Source organism: Priestia sp. 40 (genome assembly GCF_049368575.1).
GTDB lineage: Bacteria > Bacillota > Bacilli > Bacillales > Bacillaceae_H > Priestia > Priestia zanthoxyli.
Genome location: NZ_JBMPZA010000016.1, coordinates 187,125 through 200,273, shown reverse-complemented (window position 1 = coordinate 200,273; position 13,149 = coordinate 187,125). Strand labels below are relative to the sequence as shown.

13 protein-coding genes and 1 riboswitch are annotated in these 13,149 nt (G+C 39.2%); of the genes, 12 read left to right on the top strand and 1 reads right to left on the bottom strand.

The window, feature by feature from the left end:
• Positions 1 to 293: 293 nt before the first annotated feature.
• From ACO1DI_RS19430 to ACO1DI_RS19405, 6 genes are all read left to right on the top strand, one after another.
• Positions 294 to 1,982 (top strand): formate--tetrahydrofolate ligase, encoded by a 1,689-nt coding sequence (locus ACO1DI_RS19430; RefSeq protein WP_014460474.1) that lies wholly within the window; start codon positions 294 to 296, stop codon positions 1,980 to 1,982.
• Between the two features lie 129 nt (positions 1,983 to 2,111).
• The gene (locus tag ACO1DI_RS19425) at positions 2,112 to 2,630 is read left to right on the top strand and encodes a hypothetical protein (protein ID WP_014460473.1); all 519 of its coding nucleotides are present in this window, start codon (positions 2,112 to 2,114) and stop codon (positions 2,628 to 2,630) included.
• A 61-nt stretch (positions 2,631 to 2,691) separates the two neighbouring features.
• The gene (locus ACO1DI_RS19420; protein WP_014460472.1) at positions 2,692 to 3,168 is read left to right on the top strand and encodes a glutathione peroxidase; all 477 of its coding nucleotides are present in this window, start codon (positions 2,692 to 2,694) and stop codon (positions 3,166 to 3,168) included.
• Between the two features lie 124 nt (positions 3,169 to 3,292).
• Positions 3,293 to 3,946, top strand: a complete 654-nt coding sequence (locus ACO1DI_RS19415; protein WP_014460471.1) for an HD domain-containing protein — start codon at positions 3,293 to 3,295, stop codon at positions 3,944 to 3,946.
• On the top strand, positions 3,927 to 5,825 hold the full coding sequence (locus ACO1DI_RS19410) for an ABC-F family ATP-binding cassette domain-containing protein (RefSeq protein ID WP_014460470.1): 1,899 nt from the start codon (positions 3,927 to 3,929) through the stop codon (positions 5,823 to 5,825). The genes ACO1DI_RS19415 and ACO1DI_RS19410 overlap by 20 nt, the downstream gene beginning before the upstream one ends.
• 63 nt (positions 5,826 to 5,888) lie before the next feature.
• On the top strand, positions 5,889 to 7,013 hold the full coding sequence (locus tag ACO1DI_RS19405; protein ID WP_014460469.1) for a conserved virulence factor C family protein: 1,125 nt from the start codon (positions 5,889 to 5,891) through the stop codon (positions 7,011 to 7,013).
• 30 nt (positions 7,014 to 7,043) lie between these two features.
• Here the strand turns inward: ACO1DI_RS19405 and ACO1DI_RS19400 are convergent, their stop codons facing one another.
• Positions 7,044 to 7,928, bottom strand: coding sequence for a polysaccharide deacetylase family protein (locus tag ACO1DI_RS19400; RefSeq protein WP_115653683.1), 885 nt, complete (start codon positions 7,926 to 7,928; stop codon positions 7,044 to 7,046).
• Positions 7,929 to 8,169: 241 nt separating this feature from the next.
• Here ACO1DI_RS19400 and ACO1DI_RS19395 point away from each other — a divergent pair, with 241 nt between their 5' ends.
• From ACO1DI_RS19395 to ACO1DI_RS19370, 6 genes are all read left to right on the top strand, one after another.
• A complete protein-coding gene (locus ACO1DI_RS19395; RefSeq protein WP_014460467.1) occupies positions 8,170 to 8,607 on the top strand; it encodes a BrxA/BrxB family bacilliredoxin in 438 nt (145 codons plus the stop codon).
• 135 nt (positions 8,608 to 8,742) lie between these two features.
• On the top strand, positions 8,743 to 9,522 hold the full coding sequence (locus tag ACO1DI_RS19390; RefSeq protein ID WP_181903763.1) for a class I SAM-dependent methyltransferase: 780 nt from the start codon (positions 8,743 to 8,745) through the stop codon (positions 9,520 to 9,522).
• A 380-nt stretch (positions 9,523 to 9,902) separates the two neighbouring features.
• Complete coding sequence (locus ACO1DI_RS19385; protein ID WP_025752035.1) at positions 9,903 to 10,505, top strand: YpjP family protein; 603 nt, start codon at positions 9,903 to 9,905, stop codon at positions 10,503 to 10,505.
• A 188-nt stretch (positions 10,506 to 10,693) separates the two neighbouring features.
• Positions 10,694 to 11,008 carry a thioredoxin family protein gene (locus ACO1DI_RS19380; RefSeq protein ID WP_013056696.1) on the top strand — a complete coding sequence of 105 codons (315 nt, stop codon included), beginning with the start codon at positions 10,694 to 10,696 and terminating at the stop codon, positions 11,006 to 11,008.
• Between the two features lie 90 nt (positions 11,009 to 11,098).
• Positions 11,099 to 11,231: riboswitch (cobalamin riboswitch) on the top strand.
• 258 nt (positions 11,232 to 11,489) lie between these two features.
• Positions 11,490 to 12,449 carry an ABC transporter substrate-binding protein gene (locus ACO1DI_RS19375; protein WP_243549174.1) on the top strand — a complete coding sequence of 320 codons (960 nt, stop codon included), beginning with the start codon at positions 11,490 to 11,492 and terminating at the stop codon, positions 12,447 to 12,449.
• Positions 12,450 to 12,537: 88 nt separating this feature from the next.
• Positions 12,538 to 13,146, top strand: a complete 609-nt coding sequence (locus ACO1DI_RS19370; RefSeq protein WP_098112521.1) for an adenosylcobinamide amidohydrolase — start codon at positions 12,538 to 12,540, stop codon at positions 13,144 to 13,146.
• Positions 13,147 to 13,149: the final 3 nt, after the last annotated feature.

Here is a 13,149-nt window from a genome sequence, read left to right as displayed (position 1 = left end):
GAAGATGAGGTTCAACATTTATGTACAATATACTATTATAGGAATATACAGAATATTAAGCAATTGAATTTTTTAAAAAAAGAGCATTAATATGCGTAATGGCTAAAATGAAATGGTACAATAAGGTTAAACTGGAGCGTTGCTATGCTTTTTTAGCTTGACTGAAACTCAGTAAAATTTATAGCACAGTCGTTCCTGTATTTATTAAACTTCATATCTCCCCCAGAAAATGGATTTTATCCTTTTTTGATGAAGTGTTTAAAAAGAATTCTCAGCAGAAAAGGGGTTTTTATATGACAACTAAGAAGCAAATAAAAAGTGATTTGCAAATTGCACAAGAGGCAACGATTAAACCGATTAAAGAGATTGCCGAGCAGCTAGATATTTTAGAGGCCGAGTTAGAGCCGTATGGACATTATAAAGCCAAGCTTTCTTTATCCGTTATGGAACGTTTACACACAAAACAAGATGGAAAAGTGATTTTAGTTACAGCTATTAATCCAACTCCAGCAGGAGAAGGTAAGTCGACAGTGACGGTTGGCTTAGCTCAGGCATTACATAGATTAGGTAAAAAAGCAATTGTAGCCATGCGTGAACCATCTCTTGGTCCGGTAATGGGAATTAAAGGAGGTGCCGCTGGAGGCGGTTATGCTCAAGTGCTTCCAATGGAGGATATTAACTTGCACTTTACTGGAGACCTGCATGCCATTACAACAGCTAACAACGCGCTGGCCGCTATTTTGGATAACCATATACATCAAGGCAATGAACTGCGCATTGATACACGTAAAATTACGTGGAAACGAGTGGTTGATTTAAACGACCGCGCGTTGCGTCAGGTTGTCATTGGATTAGGTGGCCCTATGCAAGGTGTTCCTCGAGAAGATGGTTTTGATATTACGGTTGCGTCAGAAATTATGGCTATTTTCTGCTTAGCGTCAGATTTACAAGACTTAAAGCGTCGCTTAGCGTCTATTGTTGTAGCTTACAACATGGATAATGAGCCTGTAACGGTTGCGGACTTAGGTGCACAAGGAGCGCTTACTCTTCTTTTAAAAGACGCGATTAAGCCCAACCTTGTACAGACATTGGAACATACTCCAGCCCTCATTCACGGAGGTCCTTTTGCTAATATTGCCCACGGTTGCAATAGCGTCATTGCAACAAAAATGGCTGCAAAACTAGGCGACTACGTAGTAACAGAAGCGGGATTCGGGGCAGATTTAGGTGCAGAAAAATTCCTAAATATTAAAGCTCGTATGGCAGATATTAAACCAGAAACGGTGGTAATCGTTGCGACAATTCGCGCTCTGAAAATGCATGGAGGTGTTCCTAAAGAGCGTTTAAATGAAGAAAACATTGAGGCTTTAGAAGCAGGAATTGAAAATCTTGAAAAACATATTGAAACGATTCAGGCATTCGGTGTTCCTTATGTTGTAGCCGTGAACCGTTTTGTAACAGATTCAAAAGGTGAAGTAGAAGCGCTTATGAATTGGTGTGCTTCAAAGAATGTTCCAGTTGCTTTAACAGAAGTATGGGAAAAAGGTGGAGAAGGCGGCGTCATGCTTGCTGAAAAAATTCTTGAAGTCATGAACGAGACGGAAAGTCAGTTTTCTCCTCTTTACGATGTGTCAGCTTCGATTCCAGAAAAAGTAGAAGCTATTGCTAAAACCGTATACGGAGCACAAGGCGTAGATTTTGCTCCAAAAGCGTTAAAGCAAATACAGCAATTTGAAGCAAACGGATGGGATCACCTGCCGATCTGTATGGCCAAAACGCAGTATTCGTTAAGTGATGATCAGACGAAGCTGGGGCGACCAACTGATTTTAAGATTACAGTGAGGGAATTCCGTCCTTCGCTCGGTGCTGGTTTTCTCGTGGCGCTAACAGGTTCAATTATGACAATGCCTGGACTTCCAAAAAAACCTGCTGCGCTAAATATGGATATTGACGAGAATGGACATGCACTAGGTATTTTTTAAGAGAAAAGCGATGCCTTGGCATCGCTTTTCTTATGATACAAAACAAAATAACAGGTATGTTATGAATTAATTTGGTAAGAAAGAAGAAGAGTTGACTGTTCGTATTTTATAAAAAAGGAAGTAGTTGAAATGTTTGATCCAATTGTATTTGATAATTTAAAAGTAGTTGTAGAAGGAGAGATCTATGATCTTGACTTATCTGGGCAAGTATCTGTTACGAATCGCGAAGATTTTGTAGACTTAGCTCAGTTTACTCGAACGTACCGCATTTCTTTTCAACAGCATTTTTGCTGTACCGCGTCGCTAACTTTATCAACCGACTTAGATAATATTCATGCGGAATTAACGCCTTCCCGTGTAGAAAAACCAGGTTGTACAGTTTATATTCATTTTCAGCTGAAAAAACAAAAACCGTTTGAGGAAGCGGAGTTTCAAAACATCCAGGAGATGTGTGAGCGGATTTGGGGAACAACAAGAGTTGTTAAGCAGCGTGTTACTCATGAAGTCGGAGCAAACGAATATGAAAACAATATTGAGGTGACCTTTAACCGATTTATTTACGAAGATCAAGTGGGAGATTTAATCGAAATGATTGATTATATGCTGCAAACGACTGACCAGCTAAAGGTTCTTTACGACAAATCATAAGAGCGTTTCAGTTGTACTCTAGAAATAAAGTGAATTACAATAGAGAAAAGGAGGCGTTTTAATGAGCGTGTATGAATACTCTGCAAAAACAATTAAAGACGAAGACGTATCACTATCTAACTATCAAGGTGACGTACTGTTGATTGTGAATACAGCTAGCAAATGCGGCTTCACCCCTCAATATAAAGATTTACAGGCGCTGTATGAAGAAGAAAAAGAAAACGGTCTAACGGTTCTAGGTTTTCCTTGCAATCAGTTCGGTGGTCAAGAGCCAGGAAGTTCAAATGATATTGAACAATTTTGCGAGTTAAACTACGGCGTTTCGTTTCCAATGTTTGCAAAAGTAGATGTAAAAGGTGAGCATGCACATCCGTTATTTACATACTTAACGGAACAAGCACCGGGTCTACTAGGTTCTAAAGCGATAAAGTGGAATTTCACAAAGTTTTTAGTGAATCGTCAAGGTGAAGTCGTGAAGCGATACGCACCTCAAACTGCACCAAAAGATATTCAAAAAGATATAAAAGAATTGCTGTAAAAGCAGGTGGATCTCCATCTGTTTTTTGTTTTTCAGCCAGGGTTTTCAAAGGGTGCTCAGCTGTCAGTGAGACGAGCGCCTTACTTTGTGCTAAAATAATGGTGGATATAATTGAGGTGAGCAAATGAACAAAAGAGAAAAGACGGAAAAGTGGGTTCAAGCAAAGCTTGCACATGACACGACGGGACATGACTGGCAGCATATCGATCGTGTGCGTCGAAATGCAGTGCTTTTATATAAAAAAGAAGGCGGCAATCGGGAAGTGATTGAACTAGCCGCGCTTTTACACGACGTTGTAGATGATAAGCTAGTGGAAGATGTTGAAAAGGCGTACGAAGAAGTGCGGGAGTGGCTGAAGAGTCAGCACGTAGAAGAAGAGAACTGCAAGCATATCGTTCACATTTTACAAACGATGTCATTTAAAGGCGGAAATCGTCCGGCTATGGCTACGCTTGAAGGTCAAATTGTTCAAGATGCAGATCGTTTAGATGCGATCGGTGCAATTGGTATCGCACGTACGTTTATGTATGCAGGTGCTAAAGGCACGGCCCTGTATGATGAAAACATTGCTGTACGAAGTGAGATGACGGAAGAAGAATACAGACACGGGAAATCAACGGCTATTGCACATTTTTATGAAAAGTTATTAAAGCTCACTGCGTTAATGAATACTCAAACAGCACGGTCTCTAGCGCAAGAGCGACATACATATATGAAAGAATTTTTAGTTCAATTTAAGAAAGAGTGGAATTATCATTATGAAAATGCTGACTGTTGAAAACTTAACAAAAACATACGGAGAAAAAGAGCTGTTTCATCAGCTAACGTTTACCATTACAGAAAACGAGCGAATCGGCTTAATTGGTGTAAATGGAACAGGGAAATCGACGCTTCTTAAAATTATCGCAGGTCTAGAGCTTGGAGATGAAGGGGATATTGTTCATGCTAAAGACTACAGCGTGACATATTTACCGCAGCATCCGGATTTTGATGAAGGCTTAACGGTTTTAGAGCAAGTTTTCAGCGGAGATACTCCTCTTCTTAACTTACTAAAAAACTATGAGCTGGCTCTGTATGCGTTAGAGCAAGATTCTGCAAACGAAAAAAACCAGCAAACACTGTATGATTTACAGCAGAAAATGGATGCGATGAACGCGTGGGAAGCCAATTCTAACGCACAGTCGATCTTAACGAAGCTTGGAATTTCAAATATGAGTGCAAAAATTGGTGAGCTTTCAGGTGGACAGAAAAAGCGGGTATCCATTGCCCAAAGTCTGATTCAAACACCTGATTTATTGATTTTAGATGAGCCGACTAACCACTTGGACTATGAGACCGTTAAATGGCTCGAAGAATATTTATCCAAATATCAAGGAGCCGTATTGCTTGTTACTCATGATCGCTATTTCTTGGATGCTGTTACAAACCGAATTTTTGAGTTAGACGGTGGAAATTTATATAGCTATAAAGGAAACTATGCTGCTTTTCTAGAAGGAAAAGCGATTCGAGAAGAGCAGGAAAAAGCAACTCAAGCAAAATTAAGTAACTTATATCGCAATGAATTGGCTTGGATTCGCCGAGGAGCAAAAGCGCGTACGACTAAACAAAAAGCGCGTATTCAGCGATTTGATGAATTAGAAGGAAAACTCGATTCTTCTGAAAAAGAATCACTAGATTTAAGTTTAGCAGGCAGCCGCCTTGGGAAAAAAGTGTTTGAATTAAAAGATGTGTCTAAGACGTATGAAAATAAAATCATTCTTTCAGACTTTACCCACATCGTTAAAAAACAAGATCGAATTGGGATTGTCGGAAAAAATGGAAGCGGAAAGTCTACCCTGTTGAATATGATTGCAGGGAGAATCGAGCCGGATAGCGGTGAAATTGACAGAGGACAAACGGTTAAAGTTGCTTACTATACTCAAGAAAGCGACGATATGGACTTGAATCAACGCATGCTTGATTATATTAAAGAATCCGCAGAAGTTGTGCATACGACGGATGGAAAAATGATCTCTGCATCGCAAATGCTTGAGAGATTTCTATTTCCTTCACATACACATGGAACACCGATTCAAAAGTTGTCCGGAGGAGAGCGCCGTCGTTTATATTTATTGAAATTGTTGATGACATCGCCAAATGTTTTGCTGCTAGATGAGCCGACTAATGATTTGGATACTCAAACGCTAACGGTGCTTGAAGACTACCTTGAAGAATTTCCAGGTGTCGTTATCACCGTATCACATGATCGTTATTTCTTAGATAAAGTAGCAGATTACTTACTTGTCTTTGAAGGAGAAGGAAACATTTCGACTTATTTTGGCGCTTATACAGATCAATTAGAAGAAGCGGTGAAAAAGAAGCAGGCAATAGCTCAGCAGGCTAAAGTGAAAGAAGAAAAGCCAAAACAGCCGGAGAAAACCAAAAAGCGTCGCTTGACTTATAAAGAACAAAAAGAATGGGAAGAAATCGAAGATAATATTGCAGCAAAAGAAGAAGAAATTGAACGCTTAACAAGTGAAATTGAACAGGTGGGCAGCGATTATACAAAAGCGCATAACCTATCGTTAGAACAAGAAAAAGCAAATGAAGAATTAAGTGCACTGCTTGATCGCTGGGCAGAGCTTTCAGAGCTGATTGAAGAAATTGAAAATGCGTAAACAAGTCGTTAGACTGAGTATAAGCCACATGCTACAATTTTAATGAGAGGAGTACGATACGACATGAACATTAAATCAATTGAGCCAACGCCAAGTCCGAATACAATGAAAATTAATTTAGACGAAGTATTATCAGGCGGAAAAAGCAATAACTATACGGAAAAGAATGCTGAAGCGGCCCCGGAAGTTGTTCAAGATATTTTAAAAGTAGAAGGGGTAAAAGGAGTCTACCATGTAGCGGACTTCTTAGCAGTAGAGCGAAATGCTAAATATGATTGGAAGCAAATTTTGCCGCAAGTTCGTGCAGCGTTTGGTGAAGATTTGCAAAGTGACAGTGAACAGCACAAAATGAATGAGCATTTTGGTGAAGTCAATGTGTCCGTTCAAATGTTCAAAAACGTACCAATGCAAGTTAAGCTAACGGACGGAAATGAAGAAAAGCGCTTTGGTCTGCCCGAACGATTCGCCAAAGCGGTAGCAGAGCTTCAAAGCTTTTCAGATAACGTAGTATTAGAACGGAAATGGAAGGAACAAGGCGTTCGTTACGGAGAGTTAGCGGCTATCGGAGACGAAGTAGTGGAAGAATTAGCAGCGGCATATCCGCAAGAAAGATTAACTCGCCTTGTATCTAATGCACAAGAAGAAAAAGAAGGCGGAAAAACGGTACAGCCGCGTAAAACCTATAAAGTTACAGAAGAGATGCTAGAAGACAAAGATTGGTCAGTGCGCTATGCCCATTTAGAACAAATGGATCCAACAGAAGCTGATTTAGACGTTTTAAATAAAGCGCTTGATGATGAAAAAGCATCTATTCGCCGCTTAGCTACGGTCTACTTAGGAATGATTGAATCAAAAGCGGTACTGCCTTATTTATACAAAGCATTAAAAGATAAATCAGTCACTGTGCGCCGTACTGCTGGAGACTGCATGTCGGATTTAGGTTTTGAAGAAGGTATTCCGGCAATGTGTGAAGCTCTTGGTGATAAAAACAAGCTTGTGCGCTGGCGTGCAGCTATGTATTTATACGAGGTAGGGGACGAGACGGCTCTTCCTGCATTAAAAGCAGCAGAGAATGATAAAGAATTTGAGGTAGATTTACAAATCAAGCTAGCAATTGAACGTATCGAAGGCGGAGAAGAAGCAAAAGGTTCCGTTTGGAAACAAATGACGGAAAGCAGAAAAGCATAAAAAAAGATCATTCACTTGAATGATCTTTTTTTATGACTGTTTTGCAGCGGGAGTTGGAAACTGCATAGGCTGCATCGTGTTATCAATTTTAATAGGCTGATAACCGGACTGTTTTAAGTAAGTCAAAATAGTCGGCAGAGACTGTGCCGTAAAGGATTTGTCATGAAATAAAATGACGGGTGTTCTTCCATTGGAGTTAACCCCTTGAATATGAGGTTCAAGGCCCTGAATAATTCTAGGTGCAGAACGAAGTGCCCAGTCTTCACTGTCTACATTCCAGTCCCATAATTTAAAGTGGCTTAGCAACTCTGTACGGTGCGGCTCTTTTAAATAAGGAACGCTGCCGTAAGGAACGCGGATTAACTTACTGTCAACACCGGTTACTTTCTTAACTGTCGCTTGACACTCCTGCATTTCTTTTAATGCAGCGCCGTCTTCACTATACATGACATGAATATCATGAGAGACGCCGTGACAGCCGATGGCATGTCCTTCTTGTGCTACTTTTTTAGCAATTTCAGGGTGAGCGTCAATTTGATACTTTAACATAAAGAAAGTTGCTTTTACGTTATATTGTCGCAAAGCATCTAAAATATGAAGAGTATCGGGCGTTGGACCATCGTCAAACGTAAGGTAAACAGGCTTTGTAAGAGCTTGATTTTGATCGTTCACCGTATTTGCTACATACATATTATGGTGAAGTGTATTAAGCAGCTTCTCAGGTTGTGCTGAAGATGCAGCTTCTTTCAGCGGCAACGCAGTAGATGCTAAGATTTGCTGAGATGCAGCGGATTCACTTCCTTTGGCTTCTGTAATAAAAAACAAAGAAGCGACGATCACTAACACTAGAGACAAGAATGCATAAAATCGTTTGTTTGGCTTAAATCGTTGGTTCGGTTTAAATCGTTGGTTCAATTTGAAAATCCTTTCTACTAAACTACTATTTACTACTATAGTACAAAAAATGGAATATTAATAGTAAAAATCGACATTTTTATGGAAAAAAATTAGATGATATGACCCGGTTTTAATCTTTTTTTGTCAAATGGAAAAGGGGAATGGGACAACGATGAGGATTTGAAAGGTGAGTAGCTAGATTTTTCCTGGGTTTTATAGTATGCTTTTAGCGTGAATGATTGTTAGGAGGAATGTTAATATGTCAATGGCATATGAAGAATATATGCGTCAGTTAGTTAAACCAATGCGTCAAGAATTAACTCAAGCTGGTTATGAAGAATTAACAACAGAAGAAGCCGTAGTTGATTTTATGGAAAATGTTGAAGGAACAACTTTTGTTGTCGTTAATTCAGTTTGTGGGTGTGCTGCTGGTTTAGCACGTCCTGCAGCAACGCAAGCGTATTTACAGTCTGAGCAAAAACCAAATCAAGTGGTAACAGTTTTTGCCGGTCAAGATAAGGAAGCAACAGCTAAAATGCGTGAATATTTCGGAGACATTGAGCCTTCATCACCGTCTATGGCGCTTTTAAAAGGAAAAGAAGTCGTTCATTTTATTCCTCGACACGAAATTGAAGGTCAGCCGTTAGAAGTTATTTTTGAAAACATTTTAAATGGCTTTAAGCAGCACTGTTCATAAAATGTCCTGCTTTTGTCACATCTAGTATATAGATTTTTAAAGAAAAATCGCATATACTTTATAAGAAAAAGGATGTCTATGGGCATCCTTTTTCTTTATGTAAATAGCCAAACAGTGTAGGGGGGAGTTATGAAAGTGATTGTTACGACTGCTGGTCGAACAAATGAACAGATGATTGTAAAAGCCAAGCAGGTAGCCGCTGATTTAAGTATACCTTTTGTAACAAGAGAGAAGAAATCTGTCGCAGATCTTCAAAATCTTGAAGCTGCAGACGTGCTGGTTGTCGGTAAAAATAGAGTAGAATTGCACGTCCAAAATGAAGAAGAACCTATTTTTTTTCATCCAAATTCCGCTATGTTTAGAGTGAAGAGATGGCTGCGCGGAGAACGTGATCCGTTTATTGAAGCTGCTAGTTTGGAAAACGGAATGAGCGTGCTTGACTGTACACTTGGTCTTGCGTCGGATAGTATGATGGCGAGCGCAGCGGTAGGGAAAAGTGGAAAAGTTGTCGGACTAGAAGGCAACCGCTATGTAGCTTATTTAGTCAAACAAGGACTTTTAAATTGGGAAAGTGACGTACAAGAGTTGAATGATGCAATGAAGCGTATAAACGTGGTTCATCAAAATTTTGAATCGTTTTTGGCGTGTTGTGAAGATAATTCTTTTGATGTTGTCTACTTTGACCCTATGTTTCAAGAGCAAATTGATGGATCGAATGGAATTAACGGTATTAAAGCAATAGCACTGTATACCGCGCTGACACCAATGGCTATACAAGAAGCAAAAAGAGTAGCCAAACAAAAGGTCGTGCTCAAAGATCATTGGAAAAGCAGTCGTTTTGAAGAACACGGATTTACCGTGCAAAAACGAAAAACATCAAAATTTCATTACGGGACAATTGATATACAAAAATAAACAAAAAAGTAAAATGGATAACGTTCATTGAAAAGACTTCCAAAACCTTTTAGGAATTAAAAAGTTTTGGAAGTTTTTTTTATGAATTTCATCTAAAGTTCATAAAAGTATGATATATTTTTGAACATAAAAATACTTTTGTGTTTAAGCATCCAGCAAAAAAGGAATATCTTGTATAGGTTTCCGCTCGGTGTGACAACCTCAAACAGAAGAAGGAAGGTGCTAACTAAAAAGTCTTCGAATGCCCGTAGACAGCATAAATGAATAAGCAAATATAGGTAAAAAATTAATAAGTATGTTACAATACCTAGTGAGTTATGATAATGAATTTTACGATATGAAAAGACCATATGGGAAAAGATGAGAAAGGAAAGATACGAATGCCTAGATGGATAAAAAGAATGCTAGTTGTATTTATTACAGTATTTACATTTGGGCTTGTCACTCCACCAGAATATTTATACGTTGATGATGCAAAAGCGGACAAGCAACATAAAGCAGGGTATGTAAGAGAAACAACTCCTGTCACAGCTGTTATAGAAGATATTCATTTGCCATATGAAGAACCAAAATATGAAGACGTTTCATCATTTGTTACGTATGCAATGGAATCAGCTGAAAAACAGTCAGTGGAAAAATTCGGAACAAAAATTGGGCCTGTCATTGAAGATGAATTTCGTCAAGCAGTGTTACCTAAAATTGAAGAAGTGCTGACCGACATTGGCACTGAACGTGAACAGTCAATTCAGAATCTCGAGATAAGCGAGCACCCTGCTGCTGGCTACGGTGAAAAGATTTTCCATGTATATGACCGGGAAACCGGTCAGGACTTAATACGATTTCATGTACGGCGCGAAAATCCTCCAAAAGATGGATACTGGTTTAATTTTCACTATCATGCAGCTGCAGATAATTTTCAAAAGCATTATGATTTAGGGAAAATTTATTGGAACCGAAACATGCCGCCTAAATGGTTTAGCTGATAATAGACACAACATTCTACGATTTCGAAATGTTAGCTTTTTTAAGCTAGCATTTTTTTACGTCTAAAACCGTTATGGTCTAAATAAGCTGAAACATTAGCACAACGATAAAAAAATCGTTTATAATGAAGTCAGACTTCTTACCATAGAATAGTGAGAAGGAACGAATAGATGCCGGAGGTAACACAATGAAACAATTTACGGAAGAAAAACAATTTCGCGAACAAATTAAGAACGAAACACTAAGCGTTGGGATTTTTACGACAACGTGGTGTCCTGATTGCAAACGTTTGGATATGTTCATTGATGAAATCGTTGACGAAAATACAGATAAAGCATGGTTTAAAATTGACAAGGATGAGTTTGAAGAACTTTCTGCTGAAAACAATGTAATGGGTATTCCGTCTCTTCTTGTATATAAAAACGGTGAAAAAATTGCGCACCTGCACAGTGCAAATGCTAAAACGCCTGAAGCGGTCCGTGAATTTTTAGCAACTCTTTAATTCCCTAAGCTGCGAGAGCATTCTCGCAGCTTTTTTTATGAGAATGGCTATTTCCATTTTTCGATGAGTGGGGTATACTAGGACAAGTGAATAATCGTAAAGCAATAAGGTCTCAATTTAAAGATTGAGTGAAAAGGGAAGTCTGGTGAAAAACCAGCGCGGTCCCGCCACTGTAAGCGCTTTGTGCGTAAGTCAGGAGACCTGCCTTATTGTTAGCTGTGAAACCTTCGAGGAAGGGTGAAGCAGGGTAATGAACATACATATCAAGTATAGTGAACGGATTCTTTTCCTGCTTATCTTGACGTTACCTGCTTTGCTTTCAATTGAAAGTAAAGCTTTTTTATTTTGAAGCTGCCGGCGAGCAGTATACATAGTCAAAGCGGAAAAACGGGATAGCGCTGCTTTTTGCATGATCATTTGCTTTTTCTTTAACGTGGAGGTTTCGTATTCACAATGAACAATATATAGGGGGAGTATTTAAATGAAAAAATGGCTTTCGTATTCCATTATTGCACTGTTAGTCATCGTACTTGCTGCATGCGGTGCAGGCAGCCAAAGCAACAGTGATAAAAAAACGAAGCAAGATACAGCACAAACGTCACAAGCTGCGTTTCCAGTAAAGGTAAAAGACGCACGTGATAAAGAAATTACGTTGAAAAAACAGCCTAAGAAAATTGTTTCATTAATGCCAAGTAATACGGAGATTGTATATGCCCTTGGCCTTGAAAAAGAATTAGTCGGTGTCACAAGCAACGATGATTATCCTAAAAGCGTAAAGAAAAAAGCGCAGGTGGGAGATATGAACGTTAATGCAGAAAAAGTTATCGCTTTAAATCCTGATTTAGTCCTGGCACACGCTTCAAGTATGGGCGTTTCGGATGAAGTATTTAAACAAATTGAAAGTGCGGGTATTCCGGTATTTGTTGTAAAAGATTCAACAACGTTTGATACGGTTTATGATTCTATTACGCAAATCGGTAAATTAACGGGTAAAACAAAAGAAGCTAATCAAACAATTAAAGACATGAAAGAAAAAGTAGTTTCAATTGAGAAAAAAGCAAAAACGATTTCAAAAGAAGATCGTAAAAAAGTATGGATAGAGGTATCAGGAGCTCCTGAGGTTTATACAACAGGAAAAGGTACGTTCATGAACGAAATGCTTACTATGATCGGTGCTGATAACGTAGCTGCTAGTGAAAAGGGTTGGGTTAAGTTTTCTGAAGAGCAAGTTGTTAAGCTAAACCCTGACGTTATTATCGCAACGTATGATGCAGACAAAAATGAGATTATGAAGCGTCCCGCTTGGAGCAGCATGACTGCTGTAAAAGAGGGTAACATCGAGAAGGTTGATCAAAACAAAATCAACCGCTTAGGACCTCGTATTGTAGATGGCTTAGAGGACTTAGCAAAAGCAGTATACCCTGAGGTGTACAATAAATAAAAAGAGGGACCATATTCCAGTTCGAATTGAAAAGGGGATTGGTCCCTTTTCACATCTTAAAATTGAAGAACGGCCTGAGCTTTTAATCATGAAAACCGAGACGTCTTATAAAACATACAGCTCAGGCGTTTTAGGAACAGGCATCACGGAAACGGACACCTTTTACAATCGATTTGTTCATAAAGACTATTATTCAGATACTCCTTCTTTAGAGTATGAGCAATATTTGATGAAAGAAAATGTTCGCCATGAGCAAATCGTAGGGTTGATGACAGCCGTTTGGTTAAAAGAAAGAGCAATTTACTGTTATGAAGGCTACGGAGTAAGAGTAGCTTCCGTGATAACGGCTGGCGTAGGAAACGCAGTGGATATTACAGCTGACGAAGCTGTCCCGTTCTATTCCTCTCCCGGTACAATTAATATGTTTTTTTTCGTGGAAGGCACGCTTACGGATGCTGCGTTTTTACAGCTTTTTATTGCGGCTACAGAAGCCAAAACAAAAACGCTGTCACAGCTGGGTGTCATAGATCCAGCTACAAAGACGATTGCTACGGGAACATCTACAGACAGCATCTCAGTTGCAGCGTCTCAGCAAGGACCATTATATGAATATGCAGGCTCTATGACCGCTTTAGGTCAAGCGGTAGCCAAGCTGGTAAAAATAAGCTTAGAGCAGGCACTTAAGGGAAAGAGGTGAAGA

Bases quoted from the DNA above. Each gene is read 5' to 3' on its own strand.
- ACO1DI_RS19430 (WP_014460474.1), top strand. From the start codon at position 294: ATGACAACTAAGAAGCAAATAAAAAGTGATTTGCAAATTGCACAAGAG.
- ACO1DI_RS19425 (WP_014460473.1), top strand. From the start codon at position 2,112: ATGTTTGATCCAATTGTATTTGATAATTTAAAAGTAGTTGTAGAAGGA.
- ACO1DI_RS19420 (WP_014460472.1), top strand. From the start codon at position 2,692: ATGAGCGTGTATGAATACTCTGCAAAAACAATTAAAGACGAAGACGTA.
- ACO1DI_RS19415 (WP_014460471.1), top strand. From the start codon at position 3,293: ATGAACAAAAGAGAAAAGACGGAAAAGTGGGTTCAAGCAAAGCTTGCA.
- ACO1DI_RS19410 (WP_014460470.1), top strand. From the start codon at position 3,927: ATGAAAATGCTGACTGTTGAAAACTTAACAAAAACATACGGAGAAAAA.
- ACO1DI_RS19405 (WP_014460469.1), top strand. From the start codon at position 5,889: ATGAACATTAAATCAATTGAGCCAACGCCAAGTCCGAATACAATGAAA.
- ACO1DI_RS19395 (WP_014460467.1), top strand. From the start codon at position 8,170: ATGTCAATGGCATATGAAGAATATATGCGTCAGTTAGTTAAACCAATG.
- ACO1DI_RS19385 (WP_025752035.1), top strand. From the start codon at position 9,903: ATGCCTAGATGGATAAAAAGAATGCTAGTTGTATTTATTACAGTATTT.
- ACO1DI_RS19380 (WP_013056696.1), top strand. From the start codon at position 10,694: ATGAAACAATTTACGGAAGAAAAACAATTTCGCGAACAAATTAAGAAC.
- ACO1DI_RS19375 (WP_243549174.1), top strand. From the start codon at position 11,490: ATGAAAAAATGGCTTTCGTATTCCATTATTGCACTGTTAGTCATCGTA.
- ACO1DI_RS19370 (WP_098112521.1), top strand. From the start codon at position 12,538: ATGAAAACCGAGACGTCTTATAAAACATACAGCTCAGGCGTTTTAGGA.